The organism is Parabacteroides sp. KHUB-03, assembly GCF_056640975.1.
In genome coordinates this window covers 1,442,293-1,460,974 of the sequence record NZ_CM153257.1, presented here as the reverse complement: position 1 = coordinate 1,460,974, position 18,682 = coordinate 1,442,293, and the positions used below count along the sequence as shown (strand labels likewise).

The following is an 18,682-nucleotide window of genomic DNA, read 5'->3' as shown; positions in this document are numbered from 1 at the left end:
ATCTATATAAATTTATTATATGCTTTAATTATTACTTCTCTTTTGAAAGGGAAATAACAAATCCTTCGGGATACTGCATAGTTACACAATGTAATGATCCGTGTTGCTTAATCAGCGGTAAACAATTAACACCAACGATCTCACGATCAGGGAAAGCCTGTTGTAGCGCAGTTTTCGCCACCTCATCTTTAGGTGAATTATAAAACGGCACAAGTACAGCTCCGTTTATTATCAAAAAATTAGCATACGTAGCAGGCAAACGCTCTCCCTCCCATTCCACCTTATCGGCCATAGGAAGAGGAACCAAGTTATAAGGTTTACCATCTTTCCGGGTGAAAGCCTTCAACTCTTGTTCCATCTCCTGCAATTCTTCGAAATGCTCATCTCCTTCATCGGTGCACTGTACATAAGCTATTGTATCAGGACTACAGAAACGAGCCAACGTATCAACATGACTATCTGTATCATCTCCTGCCAAATAGCCGCTTTCAAGCCAAAGAATACGGTCCAGTCCGAATATTTCTTTCAAATGATATTCTAATTGCTCTTGTCCCAGATACTCATTTCGGTTGACAGAAGACAGACATTCTACCGTTGTTAGTAACGTTCCTTCTCCATCCGATTCTATACTACCGCCTTCCAGTACGATAGGTTGCATATTAACAGGAATAACTTCTTCTGAAAAAGTTTTCGTATGAAACAGTTTTCTCGTTATCAGATTATCATAATTAGCAGCAAACTTCATGCCCCAGCCATTAAAAACAAAATCATATACGGCAGCTTGTGCTCCATCGAAAACAGAGATTCCACCATGATCGCGAGCCCACGTATCGTTTGTCTCCATCTCACGGAATATAACACGGCTATAATCCACATCACCTAACTGTGCGCGAACCATTGCTTCATCCGGACAAACAACCAGCAGCATCTCTCGTTTTATAATCTCTTTAGCAATTGCCACAAAACAAGGAACAACCTCGTCGATTATAGGCGCCCAGTCTGTCCCTTCGTGCGGCCATGTAAGCTGCACCGCACTCTGCGGATGCCATTCGGCCGGTAATATTACTTTCGCTTCCATTCTTTTTATTCGTAAAAATCAACGACAACACGACTCTCACGTATCTTCTTGCAATATGAACTAACCTCTGCATGACGAGGGTTCATTTTATAAGCGGCCAAGACCTGTTCATTCAGTTTCCACATAACAATATGTTTCAGCATAGTATTACAGTATTTTTTGCAAAGGTAATCATTTCCCTATAATACACAGTTACCAACATAATGTATAGAACTAAAACAAATATCCTTTTTTTTAATTTCAAGTAGTACACAAAACAAAAGGGCGGGAATCACTTCCTGCCCTCTTCACTAACGCAATGAATAGTGTAACCAATAAACTTAAGAATTTTTGCAATCACAAGATGAAAAAGCAACCAACATCCAAACAGTTTTTTCCTGTTCTTTCAAATAATCACTCATCAATGCAACAGTAGCCTCGTCTCCTAGTTCAGAAGCAAGAGAAAGTAATTTGCGTTCTTCTGCAATAAACAGGCTATAAGTTTCAAGGATATTTTTCAAAGCTTCATCACCACAAGATACTCCTGATATTTCTTTCACCCTGGAAACTTTCAGATATTCACTGAACTTATTTACTGGAGTTCCGCCAAGCATTAAAATACGTTCTGCCAATTCATCCGCCTTTTCGGCTGCATCGTTATACATATCTTCGAATTTGCTGTGAAGAACAAAAAATCCATGTCCTTTAATATTCCAGTGGAAACCACGAATATTTGTGTAAAACACCTGATAATCTGCCAATAACTGTTGTAAAGCTGCTACTACTTTATTTGCTGCTGATTCTTCTAAATGGATAAAATCTAATGTTTTCATACTTATTACTTTTAAATTGTTATACGTTTCGTTTTTCTTGTATTGCAAAGATACGGCACGGATAAGCCGTTGTCAAACAGATAATTTTTATATGTTCATAGACACACTTTATAAACAACAGGAAAGTTCTTTTTACCAAAGCAATATAAATTATTACAGATTATTATTACCTTTGTACAATTAGGTTTTAATATTCAATATACGACAAGCACTCTATGAACATACAACAACTTGAATACATCCTAGCTGTCGATTCATTCCGCCATTTTGCCAAAGCAGCTGAACATTGCCGGGTAACCCAGCCCACATTAAGTATGATGATTCAGAAACTGGAAGATGAACTGGGCATTAAACTGTTTGATCGCAATCTACAGCCCGTACGCCCTACTCCGGCAGGACGCAAGGTTATTGAGCAGGCACGAAACGTTTTATATCAGGCTTCACTGATAAAAGACATTGTAAATGAAGAAGAACAGACTTTGAAGGGAACATTTCGTTTAGCCGTATTACCAACAATTGCGCCTTACCTTTTGCCTCGTTTTTTTCAGCAAATATCAGAGAAACATCCGGATATGGATATACGTATCATGGAAATGAAGACTGCTCCTACCATGTCTGCATTACTAAACGGAGAAATAGATGCGGCCATTATCGCCAATCAACCAATAGAATCGCAGCTACAAGGAGATACATTATATTACGAAGAATTTTTTGGTTATGTTGCCAAAAGTGATCCTGTATTTAAAAAAGAATTAATACGTACGGCAGACATCAGCGACGAACATCTCTGGCTTCTGGATGAAGGACATTGCTTCCGTGACCAATTGATGCGCTTCTGTCAGATGGAAAAGGTAAAACTGCGCCAAGCTTCTTACCGGTTAGGAAGTTTGGAAACATTTATGCGGATGGTTGAAAGTGGTAACGGTATTACTTTTATTCCGCAATTAGCAATTTATCAGTTGAGCAATGAACAAAAAGATTTAGTCCGTCCATTTGCTATTCCCAAGCCTACACGTGAAATTGTATGGGTAACACGAAAAGATTTTATCCGTCACACAATTGCCGGGATACTGATCGAAAGTATCAAAAAATCGGTACCTAAAGAGATGCTTACGCTGCAAGCTTTTCAGAAATTGGTATAAAAATGATCTTTAAATGAAAAAAACTATACTTTTTGTTTGTAGTTACCAAAAAATCGTTACTTTTGCTGCATAATTAAAACGAACAGATTTAATGAATCGATTTAGCTTTACATACTTCTTTTATTACTTTTACTTTAGCAGAGTGAAGGCAGGAGTTTGTATGTAGAGTGTTGATGAATATAATTGAATGTATCAATAAACAATATAAAGTCCTGCCGAATACGGTGGGACTTTTTTTGTATATATAATAGTTTGAGCAAAAAGAAATAAGATGAAAAAGAAAGTAGCAATCCAGGGAATAGCCGGTTCATATCATGATATAGCCGCCCGCAGTTATTTCGAAGATGAAGATATTGAGATCGTTCCGTGTAATACATTTCGGGATGTGATCTCGATGATTAAGAAAGATCCGTCTATTCTTGGTATTATGGCTATCGAAAACACAATAGCAGGAAGCCTTTTGCAAAACCATGAGTTGATTCGTGAAAGCGGATTAAACATCATAGGAGAATACAAATTGCGCATCTCTCATTCGCTGGTTGCCCTGCCGGGAACTTCTATCCATGAGATTAAAGAGGTAAACTCCCACCCTATCGCCCTGATGCAATGTACCGACTTTCTTGACACATTACCGCATGCAAAGGTAGTGGAGAAAGAAGATACTGCCATGAGTGCCCGTTGGATTTCGGAGAATCAGCTAAAAGGACACGCAGCTATTTGTGGGAAACTGGCAGCACAAATATACAATATGGAAGTACTTGCTGAAGGAATTGAAACAAACAAACGGAACTTCACCCGCTTCCTTGCCATAGCAGATCGATGGACGGCGGACGAATTACTCCGGGAAACCGACAGGAACAAATCTTCTCTCGTTTTTGCACTTCCTCACACCGCCGGCAGCCTTTCCAAAGTTCTTTCCGTTCTCTCTTTCTACGATATGAATCTTACAAAAATACAATCCTTGCCAATTATCGGACGCGAATGGGAATATCTGTTTTATATCAATCTCACATTTACAGATTTCACCCGCTACAAACAAGCATTGGATGCTATCAGACCGTTGACAAAAGACTTAAAAATATTAGGCGAATATGCAGAAGGAAAACAAAGTGTGTAACATCACACCAGCAGCACGTGTCAACGCCGTGCAGGAATACTACTTTTCAAAAAAACTGAAAGAGGTAGCCGAAATGAATGCCGCAGGCAAGAATGTAATCAATCTCGGTGTAGGCAGCCCGGATCTTCCTCCGTCAGAAAAAACGATCGAAGCGCTGTGCGAACACGCTCACAATGCAAACGAACATGGTTATCAACCTTATGTTGGTATTCCCGAGCTTCGCAAAGGCTTCGCCGGCTGGTACAAAAAATGGTATAATGTAGACCTTGATCCTAAAACAGAAATCCAACCGTTAATAGGTTCAAAGGAAGGTATTCTGCACATCTCGCTTGCCTTCCTGAATCCGGGTGATGGCGTATTGATTCCCAACCCTGGTTATCCGACCTACAGTTCTGTAAGCAAACTGGTAGAAGCTACCCTTATTCCTTATGAACTGAAAGAAGAACTAGGCTGGCAACCGGATTTCGAAGAACTGGAAAAGATGGATTTGTCTAACGTAAAACTGATGTGGACCAACTATCCGAATATGCCAACCGGTGCCAATGCAACAACAGAACTTTATGAGAAACTGGTTGCATTCGGACAGAAACACGGCATTATCATTTGCAACGACAATCCATACAGCTTTATACTGAACGATCACCCGATCAGCATTTTGAGTATACCTGGAGCTAAAGACATATGTATCGAACTTAACTCAATGAGTAAAGCGCACAACATGCCGGGCTGGCGTATGGCAATGCTTGCATCTAACGCACAGTTTGTTAAATGGATTCTGAAAGTAAAAAGCAACATCGACTCCGGACAGTTCAAACCAATGCAATATGCAGCCGTCGAAGCATTGAAAGCCCCGAAAGAATGGTATGACAACATGAACCGTACATACGGCAGCCGTCGGGACTTGGCAGGCCAGATCATGCACACATTAGGTTGTACATTCGATGAAAAACAAGTTGGAATGTTCCTTTGGGGACGCATACCCGACGACGCAGAAAGCAGCGAAGCCATAGCCAACAAAGTATTATACGGGGCAAATGTTTTTCTTACTCCCGGTTTTATTTTCGGTAGCCGCGGCGAACGTTATATCCGGATTTCGCTTTGTTGTAAAAACGAGACATTGGAAGAAGCTCTGAATAGAATCAAGAATTTATAATTGGAATTTGATAATTAATAAAACACATCATAACATGGAAATGAAAATTGAACCTATCTCATTACCCGGATTAGATACTAAACGTCCGATTGTAATAGCCGGCCCTTGCAGTGCAGAAACAGAAGAGCAGGTATTAGAAACAGCAAAAGAACTCGCCTCAAGAGGCGTTAAAATATTCCGTGCCGGAATATGGAAACCGCGTACCAAACCAGGTGGTTTCGAAGGTGTAGGAGCACTAGGTTTACAATGGTTAAAGCGCGTCAAACAAGAAACAGGTATGTATGTTTCTACCGAAGTAGCTACTAAAGATCACGTATTTGAAGCTCTGAAAGCCGGAATCGATATTCTTTGGATTGGCGCACGTACAGCTGTAAATCCGTTTGCCGTACAGGAAATTGCAGATGCATTAAAAGGAGTAGATATTCCCATTCTGATCAAAAACCCGGTTAATCCCGACTTAGAATTATGGATCGGCGCATTCGAACGTCTATACGGCGCAGGTATCCACCGCTTAGGTGCAATTCATCGCGGATTCAGCTCATACGACAAAAAGATATACCGTAATCTTCCTTTATGGCATATTCCTATTGAATTGCGTCGCCGCATGCCGGATTTGCCTATTTTCTGCGATCCTAGTCATATCGGAGGAAAAAGAGAATTGGTTGCTCCTTTATGTCAACAGGCAATGGACCTTAGTTTTGACGGTCTGATTGTTGAATCACATTGTAACCCGGATTGTGCATGGAGCGATGCATCACAACAAGTTACGCCTGACGTTTTAGATTATGTATTAAACCTGTTAGTAATCCGTGACGTCAATCAAACAACGGAAAATCTGGCTGCTTTACGTCGTCAGATAGACGGTATAGACGAACAATTGCTGGAACTATTGGCGAAACGTATGCGTGTGTCGCGCGAAATAGGTATTTATAAAAAGGAGCACAATATGCCGATCTTACAGTCGCCTCGTTACAGTGAGATTCTGGAAAAACGCTCCAATATGGGCGAACAGATGGATTTAAGTCCGGACTTTGTAAAAGAAATATTAAAAGAAATACACGAAGAATCTGTACGCCAACAGATGATTATAATGAACGAACAGAAATGAAAATCCTGATATTAGGTGCCGGAAAGATGGGATCTTTCTTCACCGACCTGCTAAGTTTCGAACATGAAGTAGCCGTACTGGAAAACAATCCTAAACGGATGCGTTTTATTTACAACGCCCTGCGTCTGCAAAAACCGGAAGAGGTTGCCGAATTTAATCCTGAACTAGTAATAAACTGTGTTACATTAAGCTATACGATTGAAGCTTTTAAATCGGTTATGCCTTATTTGCAGCCATATTGTATCATTTCCGATATTGCATCTGTAAAGACGCATCTGAAAGAGTTTTATGAAACATGCGGTTTTCCTTATGTTTCTACCCACCCGATGTTTGGTCCTACTTTTGCTAATTTGGGAAGCCTTGAAAAAGAAAACACCATTGTAATTTCCGAAGGCGATCATTTGGGTAAAATATTCTTCAAAGATATTTATTCCAGCCTTCGTTTGAATATTAGAGAGTACACATTCGAAGAGCACGACAAAGTAGTGGCTTATTCATTAGGCATTCCTTTTGCATCGACAATGGTTTTTGCTGCCATTATGAAGCACCAGGACGCACCGGGTACAACATTCAAACGTCATATGAAAATCGCCCGTGGACTTTTATCAGAAGATGATTATCTTTTGACGGAAATTCTTTTCAACCCGAGAACTCCTCATCAAATCGAACGTATCCAGGAAGAACTTAAAACCCTTCAGGAAATCATAAAAGATAAAGATTCTATAAAGATGAAGGAATATCTGACAAAGATCAGAAAAAATATAGAGTAACGACTTTTAAAATAATCGTCCTGTATTAAGTCCTTTCAAGAGAAATTGAAATTTCATAATTATAATATTATCGGATCATAGTTATGACTTTTTTAAGTCATAACTATGATTTTTTTATGAGTAGTTATCCAACCTAACTGATAAACAAAGACAAGTTATTGTTAAATCATACTTGAAAAACGTATTCAATAAATTCAAAACAGATCATTATTTTTATCCGAATAAAATATTTTGAAAAATATTTCATCTTCCAATAGGGGTATTTTGTTATGAGCATGTCTTACTATCGTAATTTTATTCTTATTGACATGAAATATATCGTATTTTTTGTAACCGACTCTGTATTGTACATCTTATTTGGTTTGTTCTGTCTGTGCAAATGGATATTATTCTTACCTTTGCTATGCTTTCGAAACAACAATAAAGATTTATGTACTTCAAAGATATTATCGGCCAAGAAGAAATAAAACAACGATTAATACAGTCGGCACAAACTGGTGTTGTACCCCATGCACAGTTATTAACCGAACAAGGAGGAGCCGGAGCATTTCCGTTGGCTCTTGCATATGCCCGATATCTGAACTGCACGAACCGTACAGAGACCGATGCTTGTGGAAAATGTCCTTCATGCCTAAAGTTTAATGATTTGGTTCACCCAGACCTTCATTTCGTATTCCCTATTGTTGCCAAAAAAGAAAAGAAAAAGGAAGTTTGCGACGATTATCTTACCGAATGGAGAGGATTCCTGAAAGAATATACCTATTTTAACATGGATAACTGGCTGGATTATATTGAGGCCGGCAACTCACAAGCATTGATTTATTCTAAAGAAAGTGACGAGATTATCCATAAGCTTAATCTAAAAATATACGAAGCGGCATACCGCATATTGTTAGTATGGTTACCGGAAAAACTACACCCTACATGTGCCAACAAACTGCTAAAAATCATTGAAGAACCACCACAGAATACAATAATACTGATGGTTTCCGAAACTCCCGATCAAGTATTAGGTACAATTTTATCCCGTGCACAACGTATCAATGTAAAAGCAATTCAAGCTCAAGATATTGCTCAATCAATGATTTCAAAATTCGGATTATCGGCAGACGATGCTAAGCATATAGCTCATTTATCATGCGGTAGCTTTATCAAAGCCATGGAAGCGATCAGCTTGGGAGAAGAGAATAAATTTTTCCTGGAACAATTCAAAAGCATGATGCGTAATTCATGGGCCCGGAATGTCAAAGATATGAAGAACATGGCAGACGTAATGGCTGGCATAGGAAGAGAAAGACAGAAAAACTTCCTCGCTTACTGTCAGCATCTAATACGTGAAAACTTCATGTACCGTTTTCAAACGCCAGAATTAAATTACATGAACCTCGATGAATCCGGTTTCGCTGTAAAATTCGCACCTTTTGTTAATGAAAGGAATGTAATCGATATAATGAAAGAATTAGACAAAGCAGAAAAGCATATTTCTCAGAATGTAAATGCAAAGATGGTGTTTTTTGATTTAGCATTACGTCTGACTGTATTGATTAAAAGATAAAAAACCTACCTATTCCAACAATACATTCTTTTCTTATAGAATCATCTTCCCTAAAATATTCAGTAGAAGATATTTATTGCCATTCATTACCGAATAGAAATAAAAAAGCTCCGAAACCTTTCCGATTTCAGAGCTTTCTTCGCGGTGCGTACGGGACTCGAACCCGTGACCCCATGCGTGACAGGCATGTATTCTAACCAACTGAACTAACGCACCAATTATTTCTTCAAAACAAATCATTCCGTTGAATGCGGTGCAAAGATAGAGCGATTATTTGATTTTGCAATAGTTTCGGCAGAAAAAATTAGATCACACAGATTATTTTTCTACTTTTGCTTCCCAGTATAACATATTAATATAATCATGAAAAATACTCCTGTAGATTATCAAAAGGCCAGACAAGTTATTGATGGCTATGGACTTCCTGATTTCGGGAAAGCAACTATCCGCGAAGTAGTAGCCATTTCTACCCAATTGGAACAAGAGACAAAAACAGAATTTATTCATATGGAGATGGGGGTTCCCGGACTTAAAGCAGCCCAAGTCGGCGTAGATGCCGAAGTAAATGCTTTACGTAACGGAATAGCATCCATCTACCCCAATATCAACGGGATACCGGAAGTTAAAACAGAAGCTTCACGTTTTATCAAAGCCTTTATTAATATAGACGTATCACCAGAAGGCTGTGTACCGGTAACAGGCTCCATGCAGGGAACTTACGCTTCATTCCTTGTAAGCGGACAATGCACGCCCGGAAAAGATACAATCCTATTTATCGATCCCGGATTTCCTGTACAAAAACAGCAAATTACGGTTATGGGATATAAGTACGAATCTTTTGATGTTTATGAATACCGCGGAGGAAAGCTACGTGATGTGCTGGAGAAATACCTTTCCAAAGGTAATATTGCAGCCATGATATACTCCAACCCAAATAACCCGGCCTGGTTCTGCCTCACCGAAGATGAATTGAAGATTATCGGCGACATGGCAAACAAGCACGATGTTATTGTTATTGAAGACCTTGCCTATTTTGCGATGGATTTCCGTAAAGATTTAGGTACGCCATTCAAAGCTCCTTATCAGGCAAGTGTTGCACGTTATACAAACAATTACATACTACAAATCTCCGGATCAAAAGCTTTCAGTTATGCCGGACAACGCATTGGTGTAACAGCAATATCTGATAAATTATACCACCGCGCATACCAGGGACTTACACAGCGTTATGGCGGAGGAACATTCGGCACGGTTTATATCCATCGCGTACTTTATGCTCTCTCTTCCGGCACAAGCCACTCGGCACAATATGCCTTGGCTGCCATGTTCAAAGCTGCTTCAGACGGGACATTCGACTTTATATCCGAAGTGAAAGAATACGGAAGGCGTGCAGAACGATTGAAAAAGATATTCACCCAATATGGTTTTCAGATCGTATATAATCATGACTTGGATGAGCCTATTGCCGATGGTTTCTACTTTACCATCTCTTATCCGGGCATGACGGGAGGAGAATTAATGCAGGAACTCATCTACTATGGTGTTAGTGCCATATCTTTGAGTACAACAGGAAGTAACCAGCAAGGCTTGCGTGCCTGCACCTCTTTCATAAAAGATCATCAATATGAATTGCTAGAAAAACGATTAAAAATATTCAGTGAAAACCATCCGCTATAAATGACAAAAGCCCGGTAAAATTTGCGTTTATTAACCATTCTGCCGGGCTTTTTATTTGTTTTTCATCTTTAAAAGCCTTACATTGTCCGTGTTTTTCAATCAATTTATTCCCAATAACTATGGCGGCTTATAAAGATATATTCAAAATAACACATAATAATGTACTGCCGGCACAAGGCAGTATCCTTATTTCAGAACCTTTTCTTCAGGATGCTTACTTCCAACGATCTGTTGTTTTATTAATTGAACATACCAAACAAGGCTCTATGGGATTTGTATTAAATAAAAAGACCGATCTGGTTGTAAATACATTTTTTTCCGAACTTGAAGATTTATCCGAAATACCCATCTATTTAGGAGGACCCGTAAGTCCGAACCGTTTGTTTTTCATTCATTCACTGGGAAACAACATCATTCCTGATGCTGTAAAAATCAACGATCAATTATATTTCGACGGCAATTTTGAAGCACTTAAACGATATATCGTTAACGGACACTCCATAGAAGGAAAAGTAAAATTCTTCCTCGGTTATTCAGGATGGACACAAGGACAACTGGAAAAAGAGATAACGCAAAATTCATGGATTGTAAGCCGCAATGCCAACGACAATGTAATGTTTGCCGAAGGGGAATCTTTCTGGAAAGATTCGCTTAAAGAAATGGGCAGCCGTTACGAAACCTGGATAAACTATCCAAAAGATCCATACCTAAATTAATTATCTGTCAGTTTGGTGGTTATTCGTTGCATAACGTATACATCCGAATAACCCTCTTTTGTTACGATCCAATCTGTAAGAACACTTGTAAGTATAAATCCACAACGTTCAAAAAGAGCTTTGCTAGGACTATTCTTTGCAGGAACATGACTATAAAGTTGGTGTAACCGGAGAAATGAAAATGCATATTCTACCGTCAGATCCAATGCTTCCATAGCAAAGCCTTTCCCCTGATATAACCGGTCAAGCATAATTCCCACCCCAGCACGTCTATGATGAGGTTCAAAATCATACAAATCAATCATTCCGATAGCTGTCCCGTCAGACTTCAACTCTATCATAAAACGCTGCTGTTTCAATTCATATATATTCAAATGGGAATTAGCAATATATTCCTTTAGTATATATCTCGAGAACGGAGACAGCGTATTTCCAACATTCCATTGAGAAGTGTCATTCTCCCAACGGTACAGTAAATCCAGGTCTTCCGGTTCCAACGCACGAAGGCGGATATGTTCATTTTCCAACAGAGCCATCTCATTTACCGGGCGATACAAGCCGGCCGCTTTTTTTAGTATAAATATGATATGTAGCCTTTTTATTCACTATCCTGTCCATAAAAAGAAGCATTTGCTCAAAACGGACGTCGGGATAACAGAAAACATAATCGGTAAAGCCTTTCATCTGGTTGCGACGACAAATCGCATCCATCGCATGCTCTTCATCCAAATCCCAAAGGTTGACATATTCGAGTTCGGGCATACGCTTGGTACAGGTCTTCTTTATTTCTTCAAAATGTTCTTCATTACATAACACCAGCAAACGGCGGTGCTTACTTTTCTTACCTTTATTTAATCCGAACTTCCGGAAAGGAGCAGACAAGATTGCCTTAAGCCAAACCGCAACATGGATAAGGAAACTCATTACAATGCCGGAATGCGGATAATACTTCTTAAAGAAAATAATCATTGCCCCGTAAAATGCCCGGATATATTTCAGGTCTCCCTGCTTTGTACTTTCGCCTTTATAATGCAAAATACGTTCAGGCATATAAAAGTTAGTATAACCGCCAAGTACCAGGCGATACGAAAGGTCAATGTCTTCTCCATACATGAAGAAAGCCTCATCAAGCAAACCTACTTTATCCAGAGCCTCATGGCGCAACAGCATAAATGCTCCGGCCAATACTTCAACTTCATGTTGCTTATTCTCGTCCAGATAAGGTAAGCTATAACGTGCAAAACAAGGTGAATTGTAAAAAAGCTTTGACAGCCCGAACATTTTGCAAAACGAAACCCACGGCGTTGGAAACGAGCGTTTACTTTCCGCCAGAAATACACCGTGTCCGTCCAACATTTTCACTCCTATCCCGCCCGATTGAGGATTTTCATCCATAAAATAGCACAATGAACGGATACTTTCTTCACCTATCACCGTATCCGGATTAAGCAGCAATACGTATTCTCCCTTACACCGGGCAATAGCCTGGTTATTGGCCTTTGCAAAACCCGGATTATCGCAGTTCTCAATAAAAACGACTTCAGGAAACAAAGGACGCAGATATTCTACCGAACCATCTGTAGAGTTATTATCTACAACAAACACATCAGCATCCATGCCCGACACTGCAGCCCGTACAGAATAAAGGCATTGCTCCAGGAAGTATTTTACGTTGTAGTTTACTATTATAATAGATATCTTCGTTTCATACATGAGTTACATCAGATTAGCTGTTCATCTTAAATTCCGTACGGTTAACAATAGAACGTCCTAAAGTTATCTCGTCGGCATATTCAATCTCATCCCCAATAGAAACTCCACGGGCAATCATAGACGTTTTCACATCATAAGGAGCCAATTTACGGTAGATAAAGAAATTTGTAGTATCGCCTTCCATCGTCGTACTTAAAGCAAGAATCACTTCTTTCACCTCGCCACGGGCCACGCGCTCTACCAAACTATCAATCTGTAAATCACCGGGGCCGGTTCCGTCCATAGGCGAAATAATTCCACCCAGCACATGATAAACACCACGAAACTGACCGGTATTCTCTATTGCCATTACCTCTTTTATATTCTCAACCACGCAAACCGTTTCATGATCCCGTTGCGGATTGGCGCAAATAGCACATATCTCATCATCGCATATATTATGGCAAACACGGCAATACTTTACATCGCGACGCAAAGCTACCAAAGCCGCTGCAAAGTTTTCGGTATAGCCCACATCACGCCTAAGCATATAAAGAGCCAATCTCAGAGCGGTCTTCCGCCCTACTCCGGGCAACGAAGCCAACTCATTCACTGCACTTTCAAGTAATGCCGACGGGTATCTTTCACTCATTGTCTCTAACTATTTGAGCACAAAGATAACGAATAATTAGTTCTTTCCATAGCATATCTTAATCCGGGAATACCGACATTTTACCCCAAAGATACTGTATTTTTATTCTTTTGTCCTTGGTAAAAATCAATTTCCAGCATGGTCAAAATTAATTTTTAGCCAGGTAGTAATTAATTTTATGCCCGGTAAAAATAATACTTATTCCCGATCTTTCGTACAAAACATGCTGTATCCCAGATTTAATTATAGCAATGAAAGGATTTGTTTCTTTCGAAGATATAACATACTTTTGTCAACAACAAGCCAGATTCAAGGCTGCTTAGACGAATAATAAACCTAACATTTTAATGCCGTAATGGAAGAAAACAAAGAAAAGGTAAGCGGGCTGCCTGAAAATGCCTATCGGGAACTGAAAGAAGGAGAAGTATATAAGCCAATCATGTCACCCAACAAACAATACAAGGAAGTAACGCCTTGGTCGGTTCTATGGGGACTTGTCATGGCCGTACTATTCAGTGCAGCAGCTGCCTATCTAGGGTTAAAAGTAGGGCAGGTATTCGAGGCGGCCATTCCCATCGCCATTATTGCCGTAGGACTATCCAGCGGATTCAAACGGAAAAACGCGCTGGGCGAAAATGTCATCATACAGTCTATCGGGGCTAGTAGCGGCGTTATCGTTGCAGGAGCCATCTTTACGCTGCCGGCCTTGTATATTTTACAAGATAAATATCCGGAAATCAGCATAAATTTCTTTGAAGTATTTATGAGTTCGTTGCTTGGTGGAATATTGGGCATCTTATTGTTAATTCCGTTCCGTAAGTATTTTGTTTCAGACATGCATGGCAAATACCCTTTCCCCGAAGCTACAGCTACCACCCAAGTACTTGTGTCCGGTGAGAAAGGAGGCAGTCAGGCAAAACCTTTGATCTTTGCAGGATTAATAGGCGGGCTGTACGATTTCATCATCGCTACTTTCGGATGGTGGAGCGAAACGGTCAGCACACGCATAATAGGTGCCGGAGAATTGCTTGCAGAGAAGGCAAAAATCGTATTGAAAGTCAATACCGGTGCCGCCGTATTAGGTTTGGGATACATCATCGGATTAAAATATTCCATGATTATTTGTGCAGGTTCATTCCTTGTCTGGTTAGTTATCATCCCGGCTATGTCCGCCATCTTCAGTGCCGATGTGCTCACATTCGGCAATAATGCTATAACCGCCACTGTAGGCAGTATGACACCGGAACAGATATTCACCACTTACGCCCGCCACATTGGTATTGGCGGTATTGCAACAGCAGGTGTAATAGGTATTATCAAATCATGGGGAATTATACGCGGAGCTGTAGGATTAGCTGCTAAAGAGCTGAAAGGAAAAGGCGGAGACGCTGAAAAAGAAACAATCCGGACACAGCGGGACATCCCAATGAAAATTATATCCATCGGTGTAATTGTGACATTAATTATCACTTATTTGTTCTTCCACTTTGGCGTATTAGATAACTGGTTTTATGCTGTAATAGGGCTACTGCTGGTTGGTATTATTGCCTTCCTTTTTACAACAGTTGCAGCCAACGCAATTGCTATAGTAGGTACAAACCCGGTTTCGGGCATGACGTTGATGACACTTATTTTAGCCTCCATCATCCTTGTAGCCGCAGGATTAAAAGGAACGGCAGGAATGGTCTCCGCCCTCGTTATTGGCGGTGTTGTCTGTACTGCTCTATCTATGGCTGGAGGTTTTATTACCGACTTAAAGATAGGATATTGGCTGGGAAGTACACCAGCCAAACAGGAAACATGGAAGTTCCTCGGAACATTGGTTTCGGCAGCGACAGTAGGTGGTGTTATATTGATACTGAATCAGACATACGGTTTTACTACCGGACAATTGGCCGCTCCGCAAGCAAACGCTATGGCAGCTGTTATAGAACCTTTAATGAGTGGGGCCGGTGCGCCGTGGGCTTTGTATGCCATAGGTGCCGTATTGGCTATCGTACTGAACTTCTGCAAAATCCCGGCATTGGCATTTGCCTTGGGTATGTTTATCCCTCAGGAACTCAACACACCTTTGCTAATAGGCGGAGCCATCAGTTGGTACGTAGGAAGCCGTAGCAAAGACCAAGCTCTGAACTCTGCCAGATTGGAAAAAGGTACACTGCTTGCTTCCGGATTCATAGCCGGAGGTGCTTTAATGGGAGTGGTGAGTGCCGCCCTTCGCTTTGGAGGAGTTAATCTGGTGAATGAAGATTGGATGAACAGCACAATGGCAGAGATGCTAGCCATTGTAATGTATATTGCAATCATGGCTTATCTGGCAATTACTTCATTAAAAGCAAAAAAAGAATAATTCAGATCATGGAAGCACCGGTAGTAAACGTAGGTATATTAACAGAAAAGGCAGTATCATTCGTATTTAATGCAGAATACGTACATACAGAAACAGGCACTTTCCTAACCGGGGAACAACGCGCTTTGTTTGTAAACGGAAATATTGTTTTTAACGGCAAACTATATAAAGAAATATTCTTTGAACCTACTTCTCCGGACGCTTCCTTCGAATTGAAAGCTGTAACCATTGGCGTTCAGTTCCATTGGCAGCGGCAAGAAGACCAACGTTTTTACGGCGCTTTAAATTTAGTTGCCGGAAAAGAAGGTATTATCACGATCAACCAAGTAGATGCCGAATTATACTTAACCAGTGTTATTTCGTCTGAGATGAGTGCACACGCATCAAAAGAACTGCTAAAAGCACACGCTGTCATTTCCCGTAGTTGGCTACTTGCCCAGGTAGAAAAAAGTTCGATACTATCGGCCTCGGAAAAGAAATACCAAAGTTACTACAGGGACAGAGAGCAACTGATCCGTTGGTACGACCGCGAAGATCACACATTCTTTGATGTTTGTGCAGACGATCACTGCCAGCGTTATCAAGGCATTACCCGCACTTCTACTCCAATCGTAGAACAAGTAATACGTGAAACACGCGGAGAAATACTGACCGATGGTAAAACAATCTGCGATACCCGTTTCTCCAAATGCTGCGGCGGTATAACCGAGAAGTTCGAGAATTGCTGGGAACCGGTTCCCCACTCCTACCTTACCACCGTAAAAGACAGTCAATATAAGATAAAGTATCCCGATCTTACTAATGAAGCTAACGCAGAAAACTGGATAAGGACCTCACCGGAAGCCTTTTGCAACACACATGACAGTGCCATTCTGAAACAAGTATTAAACAACTACGATCAGGAGACAACTGACTTTTATCGCTGGAAGGTGGAATACACTCAAAAACAACTTTCCGAACTTATCCATCGCAAAAGCGGTATGGATTTCGGCCAGATACAAGATTTAATTCCAATAGAACGCGGAACATCCGGGCGTATCGTAAAACTGAAGATTATCGGCACACGGCAAAGTTTAATTATCGGCAAGGAACTTGAAATACGCCGTACGCTCTCAGAAACCCATTTGTATAGTTCTGCATTTATAGTAGATAAGAAAGAGGTATCATGCGATATTCCACAACGCTTTATTTTAACTGGTGCCGGCTGGGGACACGGCGTCGGATTGTGCCAGATAGGCGCAGCCGTAATGGGTGCCAAAGGATATAACTACAAACAAATTCTGGCTCATTATTTCCCCGGAGCGGAAGTTGAGAAAAGATATTAAACGGTTCAAAAAGTCCTTCCTTTATTGTATATTTGCAGGAAATAAAAATCACTCGATGAATAGCTACATTATCCTCTTTATCATTGCGGCTTATTTTGGAATACTATTATTGATAGCCTGGATTACCGGAAGAAAGCACAGCGGCAATGAAGCTTTTTTTCTCGGAAACCGTAAATCGCCCTGGTATATTGTTTCTATCGGTATGATCGGAACCTCCCTTTCAGGTGTTACATTCGTATCAGTCCCGGGTATGGTTCGTGGAATAGATATGACATATATGCAAACGGTTCTTGGTTTTTTTGTCGGATATATCCTGATAGCCAAAGTACTGTTGCCTCTATATTATAAATTACAACTTACTTCCATATACTCATATCTTGACAGCCGTATAGGGCGGCGTAGCTATAAAACAGGAGCTTCCTTCTTTTTATTATCTAAAATCGTAGGAGCGGCAGCCCGGCTTTACCTCGTTGTTTTAATATTACAGACTTACGTGTTCAGCACCTGGAACATTCCATTCGCAGTAACGGTTATACTTAGTATTTTTATGGTCTGGCTTTATACATACCGCAGCGGGATCAAAACAATTATTTGGACAGACACCATTCAGGCGCTATGCCTGGTTGCCATGCTTATTGTCATTATCTGGCAAGTAAAAGACAAGATGGATTTAAGTACCGGTGGCATGATACAAACGCTGGTAGAAAGTCCTCGCTTCCGCATATTCGAATTCGGAGACTGGCACAGTACGCAAAACTTCTTCAAACAATTCTTTAGCGGAATATTTATCACCATTGTGATGACCGGCTTGGACCAGGATATGATGCAAAAGAATCTTTCATGCAAAAATCTAAAGGATGCACAAAAGAATATGTACACTTACGGATTTGCTTTTACTCCGGTAAACTTCCTCTTCCTTGCGCTGGGTGTATTACTTTTAACCTTAGCCAACCAGCAACAAATACAATTGCCTCAGTTAAACGATGATATTCTGCCCATGTTCTGTACTTCGGGTATTTTAGGGAGCAGTATTCTGATATTCTTTACCATCGGTATTATTGCTGCGGCATTCAGCAGTGCAGACTCTGCATTAACAGCACTCACAACTTCTTTCTGCGTAGATATTCTTGGTGTAGAACAGGAAGAAGCACAAAAGGCCAAACGTACCCGGCTGAAAGTACATCTTATGATTTCCGTATTATTCGCTATTATCATTCTTATATTTAAAGCTGTTAATAACCGGAGTGTGATAGATGCCATTTACATGATTGCTTCATATACATACGGTCCGTTATTAGGCCTGTTTGTTTTCGGCCTGTTTACCCGTAAACAACCACGCGACAAATATGTTCCTTACATATGTATAGCCTCGCCTTTGATCTGTTTTACCCTGGATTATCTTGTAAAACAATATGCCGGCTATACCTTTGGTTATGAAATGCTGATGGTTAACGGAGGTATTACATTTGCCGGGTTGTGGGCAGTTTCGGCACATAACAAACAAACAAGTATACATAGTTCATAATTTATAATTT

The 18,682-nt window shown here is 40.4% G+C and carries 17 protein-coding genes and 1 tRNA gene; 11 read left to right on the top strand and 7 right to left on the bottom strand.

Translation table 11 applies throughout. The features are described from left to right. Positions 1–31 precede the first annotated feature (31 nt). The 3 genes from ACYIB7_RS06295 to ACYIB7_RS06285 all read right to left on the bottom strand — a co-directional run bounded on the left by ACYIB7_RS06295 (position 32) and on the right by ACYIB7_RS06285 (position 1,890). Positions 32–1,078 carry an agmatine deiminase family protein gene (locus tag ACYIB7_RS06295; RefSeq protein WP_103983703.1) on the bottom strand — a complete coding sequence of 349 codons (1,047 nt, stop codon included), beginning with the start codon at positions 1,076–1,078 and terminating at the stop codon, positions 32–34. A 5-nt stretch (positions 1,079–1,083) separates the two neighbouring features. After that, positions 1,084–1,221, bottom strand: coding sequence for a Dabb family protein (locus tag ACYIB7_RS06290; RefSeq protein ID WP_480338345.1), 138 nt, complete (start codon positions 1,219–1,221; stop codon positions 1,084–1,086). A 177-nt stretch (positions 1,222–1,398) separates the two neighbouring features. Then, on the bottom strand, positions 1,399–1,890 hold the full coding sequence (locus ACYIB7_RS06285) for a Dps family protein (protein ID WP_480338344.1): 492 nt from the start codon (positions 1,888–1,890) through the stop codon (positions 1,399–1,401). Between the two features lie 215 nt (positions 1,891–2,105). On the opposite strand from ACYIB7_RS06285, the gene ACYIB7_RS06280 reads away from it, so the two are divergent. The 6 genes from ACYIB7_RS06280 (at position 2,106) to ACYIB7_RS06255 (ending at position 8,735) form a co-directional block, all read left to right on the top strand. Then, positions 2,106–3,032, top strand: a complete 927-nt coding sequence (locus tag ACYIB7_RS06280) for a hydrogen peroxide-inducible genes activator (RefSeq protein WP_103983705.1) — start codon at positions 2,106–2,108, stop codon at positions 3,030–3,032. A 271-nt stretch (positions 3,033–3,303) separates the two neighbouring features. After that, the gene (locus tag ACYIB7_RS06275; RefSeq protein WP_099463010.1) at positions 3,304–4,149 is read left to right on the top strand and encodes a prephenate dehydratase; all 846 of its coding nucleotides are present in this window, start codon (positions 3,304–3,306) and stop codon (positions 4,147–4,149) included. Beyond that, positions 4,124–5,302: a pyridoxal phosphate-dependent aminotransferase gene (locus ACYIB7_RS06270; RefSeq protein WP_103983706.1), complete on the top strand. Its 1,179-nt coding sequence runs from the start codon at positions 4,124–4,126 to the stop codon at positions 5,300–5,302. Before ACYIB7_RS06275 ends, ACYIB7_RS06270 begins: the two co-directional genes overlap by 26 nt. 40 nt (positions 5,303–5,342) lie before the next feature. Next, on the top strand, positions 5,343–6,410 hold the full coding sequence (locus ACYIB7_RS06265; protein ID WP_099464025.1) for a bifunctional 3-deoxy-7-phosphoheptulonate synthase/chorismate mutase type II: 1,068 nt from the start codon (positions 5,343–5,345) through the stop codon (positions 6,408–6,410). After that, a complete protein-coding gene (locus ACYIB7_RS06260) occupies positions 6,407–7,180 on the top strand; it encodes a prephenate dehydrogenase/arogenate dehydrogenase family protein (protein WP_103983707.1) in 774 nt (257 codons plus the stop codon). The genes ACYIB7_RS06265 and ACYIB7_RS06260 overlap by 4 nt, the downstream gene beginning before the upstream one ends. A gap of 430 nt (positions 7,181–7,610) precedes the next feature. Continuing rightward, positions 7,611–8,735: a DNA polymerase III subunit gene (locus ACYIB7_RS06255; protein ID WP_103983708.1), complete on the top strand. Its 1,125-nt coding sequence runs from the start codon at positions 7,611–7,613 to the stop codon at positions 8,733–8,735. A gap of 142 nt (positions 8,736–8,877) precedes the next feature. Here ACYIB7_RS06255 and ACYIB7_RS06250 read toward each other — a convergent pair. Further along, positions 8,878–8,951, bottom strand: a tRNA-Asp gene (locus ACYIB7_RS06250). Between the two features lie 147 nt (positions 8,952–9,098). Between ACYIB7_RS06250 and ACYIB7_RS06245 the strand changes: the two genes are divergently transcribed. Both ACYIB7_RS06245 and ACYIB7_RS06240 read left to right on the top strand, forming a co-directional pair. Beyond that, positions 9,099–10,412 carry a pyridoxal phosphate-dependent aminotransferase gene (locus ACYIB7_RS06245; RefSeq protein WP_103983709.1) on the top strand — a complete coding sequence of 438 codons (1,314 nt, stop codon included), beginning with the start codon at positions 9,099–9,101 and terminating at the stop codon, positions 10,410–10,412. A gap of 119 nt (positions 10,413–10,531) precedes the next feature. Continuing rightward, entirely contained in the window at positions 10,532–11,128 is a 597-nt protein-coding gene (locus ACYIB7_RS06240; RefSeq protein ID WP_099463015.1) for a YqgE/AlgH family protein, read from the top strand. Here the strand turns inward: ACYIB7_RS06240 and ACYIB7_RS06235 are convergent. From ACYIB7_RS06235 to recR, 3 genes are read right to left on the bottom strand one after another with little or no spacing between them, the layout of a single operon-like run. Then, a complete protein-coding gene (locus ACYIB7_RS06235) occupies positions 11,125–11,664 on the bottom strand; it encodes a GNAT family N-acetyltransferase (RefSeq protein ID WP_103983710.1) in 540 nt (179 codons plus the stop codon). The two genes, ACYIB7_RS06240 and ACYIB7_RS06235, sit on opposite strands and share 4 nt — an antisense overlap. Position 11,665: 1 nt before the next feature. After that, positions 11,666–12,841, bottom strand: a complete 1,176-nt coding sequence (locus tag ACYIB7_RS06230) for a glycosyltransferase family 2 protein (protein ID WP_103983711.1) — start codon at positions 12,839–12,841, stop codon at positions 11,666–11,668. 13 nt (positions 12,842–12,854) lie between these two features. Then, positions 12,855–13,472, bottom strand: coding sequence for a recombination mediator RecR (gene recR / locus ACYIB7_RS06225; RefSeq protein ID WP_103983712.1), 618 nt, complete (start codon positions 13,470–13,472; stop codon positions 12,855–12,857). Between the two features lie 355 nt (positions 13,473–13,827). Here recR and ACYIB7_RS06220 point away from each other — a divergent pair, with 355 nt between their 5' ends. From ACYIB7_RS06220 to ACYIB7_RS06210, 3 genes are read left to right on the top strand one after another with little or no spacing between them, the layout of a single operon-like run. Beyond that, positions 13,828–15,822, top strand: coding sequence for an OPT family oligopeptide transporter (locus ACYIB7_RS06220; RefSeq protein ID WP_103983713.1), 1,995 nt, complete (start codon positions 13,828–13,830; stop codon positions 15,820–15,822). An 8-nt stretch (positions 15,823–15,830) separates the two neighbouring features. Continuing rightward, positions 15,831–17,147: a SpoIID/LytB domain-containing protein gene (locus tag ACYIB7_RS06215; protein ID WP_480338343.1), complete on the top strand. Its 1,317-nt coding sequence runs from the start codon at positions 15,831–15,833 to the stop codon at positions 17,145–17,147. A 55-nt stretch (positions 17,148–17,202) separates the two neighbouring features. Further along, on the top strand, positions 17,203–18,672 hold the full coding sequence (locus ACYIB7_RS06210) for a sodium:solute symporter (RefSeq protein WP_103983715.1): 1,470 nt from the start codon (positions 17,203–17,205) through the stop codon (positions 18,670–18,672). The last annotated feature ends 10 nt before the right edge of the window (positions 18,673–18,682 follow it).

Excerpts from the sequence above, each read along its gene's own strand:
- ACYIB7_RS06270 (WP_103983706.1), top strand. The coding sequence starts at position 4,124 with ATGCAGAAGGAAAACAAAGTGTGTAACATCACACCAGCAGCACGTGTC.
- ACYIB7_RS06295 (WP_103983703.1), bottom strand. The coding sequence starts at position 1,078 with ATGGAAGCGAAAGTAATATTACCGGCCGAATGGCATCCGCAGAGTGCG.
- ACYIB7_RS06260 (WP_103983707.1), top strand. The coding sequence starts at position 6,407 with ATGAAAATCCTGATATTAGGTGCCGGAAAGATGGGATCTTTCTTCACC.
- ACYIB7_RS06235 (WP_103983710.1), bottom strand. The coding sequence starts at position 11,664 with ATGGCTCTGTTGGAAAATGAACATATCCGCCTTCGTGCGTTGGAACCG.
- ACYIB7_RS06275 (WP_099463010.1), top strand. The coding sequence starts at position 3,304 with ATGAAAAAGAAAGTAGCAATCCAGGGAATAGCCGGTTCATATCATGAT.
- recR (WP_103983712.1), bottom strand. The coding sequence starts at position 13,472 with ATGAGTGAAAGATACCCGTCGGCATTACTTGAAAGTGCAGTGAATGAG.
- ACYIB7_RS06265 (WP_099464025.1), top strand. The coding sequence starts at position 5,343 with ATGAAAATTGAACCTATCTCATTACCCGGATTAGATACTAAACGTCCG.
- ACYIB7_RS06240 (WP_099463015.1), top strand. The coding sequence starts at position 10,532 with ATGGCGGCTTATAAAGATATATTCAAAATAACACATAATAATGTACTG.
- ACYIB7_RS06290 (WP_480338345.1), bottom strand. The coding sequence starts at position 1,221 with ATGCTGAAACATATTGTTATGTGGAAACTGAATGAACAGGTCTTGGCC.
- ACYIB7_RS06285 (WP_480338344.1), bottom strand. The coding sequence starts at position 1,890 with ATGAAAACATTAGATTTTATCCATTTAGAAGAATCAGCAGCAAATAAA.
- ACYIB7_RS06210 (WP_103983715.1), top strand. The coding sequence starts at position 17,203 with ATGAATAGCTACATTATCCTCTTTATCATTGCGGCTTATTTTGGAATA.
- ACYIB7_RS06215 (WP_480338343.1), top strand. The coding sequence starts at position 15,831 with ATGGAAGCACCGGTAGTAAACGTAGGTATATTAACAGAAAAGGCAGTA.
- ACYIB7_RS06245 (WP_103983709.1), top strand. The coding sequence starts at position 9,099 with ATGAAAAATACTCCTGTAGATTATCAAAAGGCCAGACAAGTTATTGAT.
- ACYIB7_RS06220 (WP_103983713.1), top strand. The coding sequence starts at position 13,828 with ATGGAAGAAAACAAAGAAAAGGTAAGCGGGCTGCCTGAAAATGCCTAT.
- ACYIB7_RS06280 (WP_103983705.1), top strand. The coding sequence starts at position 2,106 with ATGAACATACAACAACTTGAATACATCCTAGCTGTCGATTCATTCCGC.
- ACYIB7_RS06255 (WP_103983708.1), top strand. The coding sequence starts at position 7,611 with ATGTACTTCAAAGATATTATCGGCCAAGAAGAAATAAAACAACGATTA.
- ACYIB7_RS06230 (WP_103983711.1), bottom strand. The coding sequence starts at position 12,841 with ATGTATGAAACGAAGATATCTATTATAATAGTAAACTACAACGTAAAA.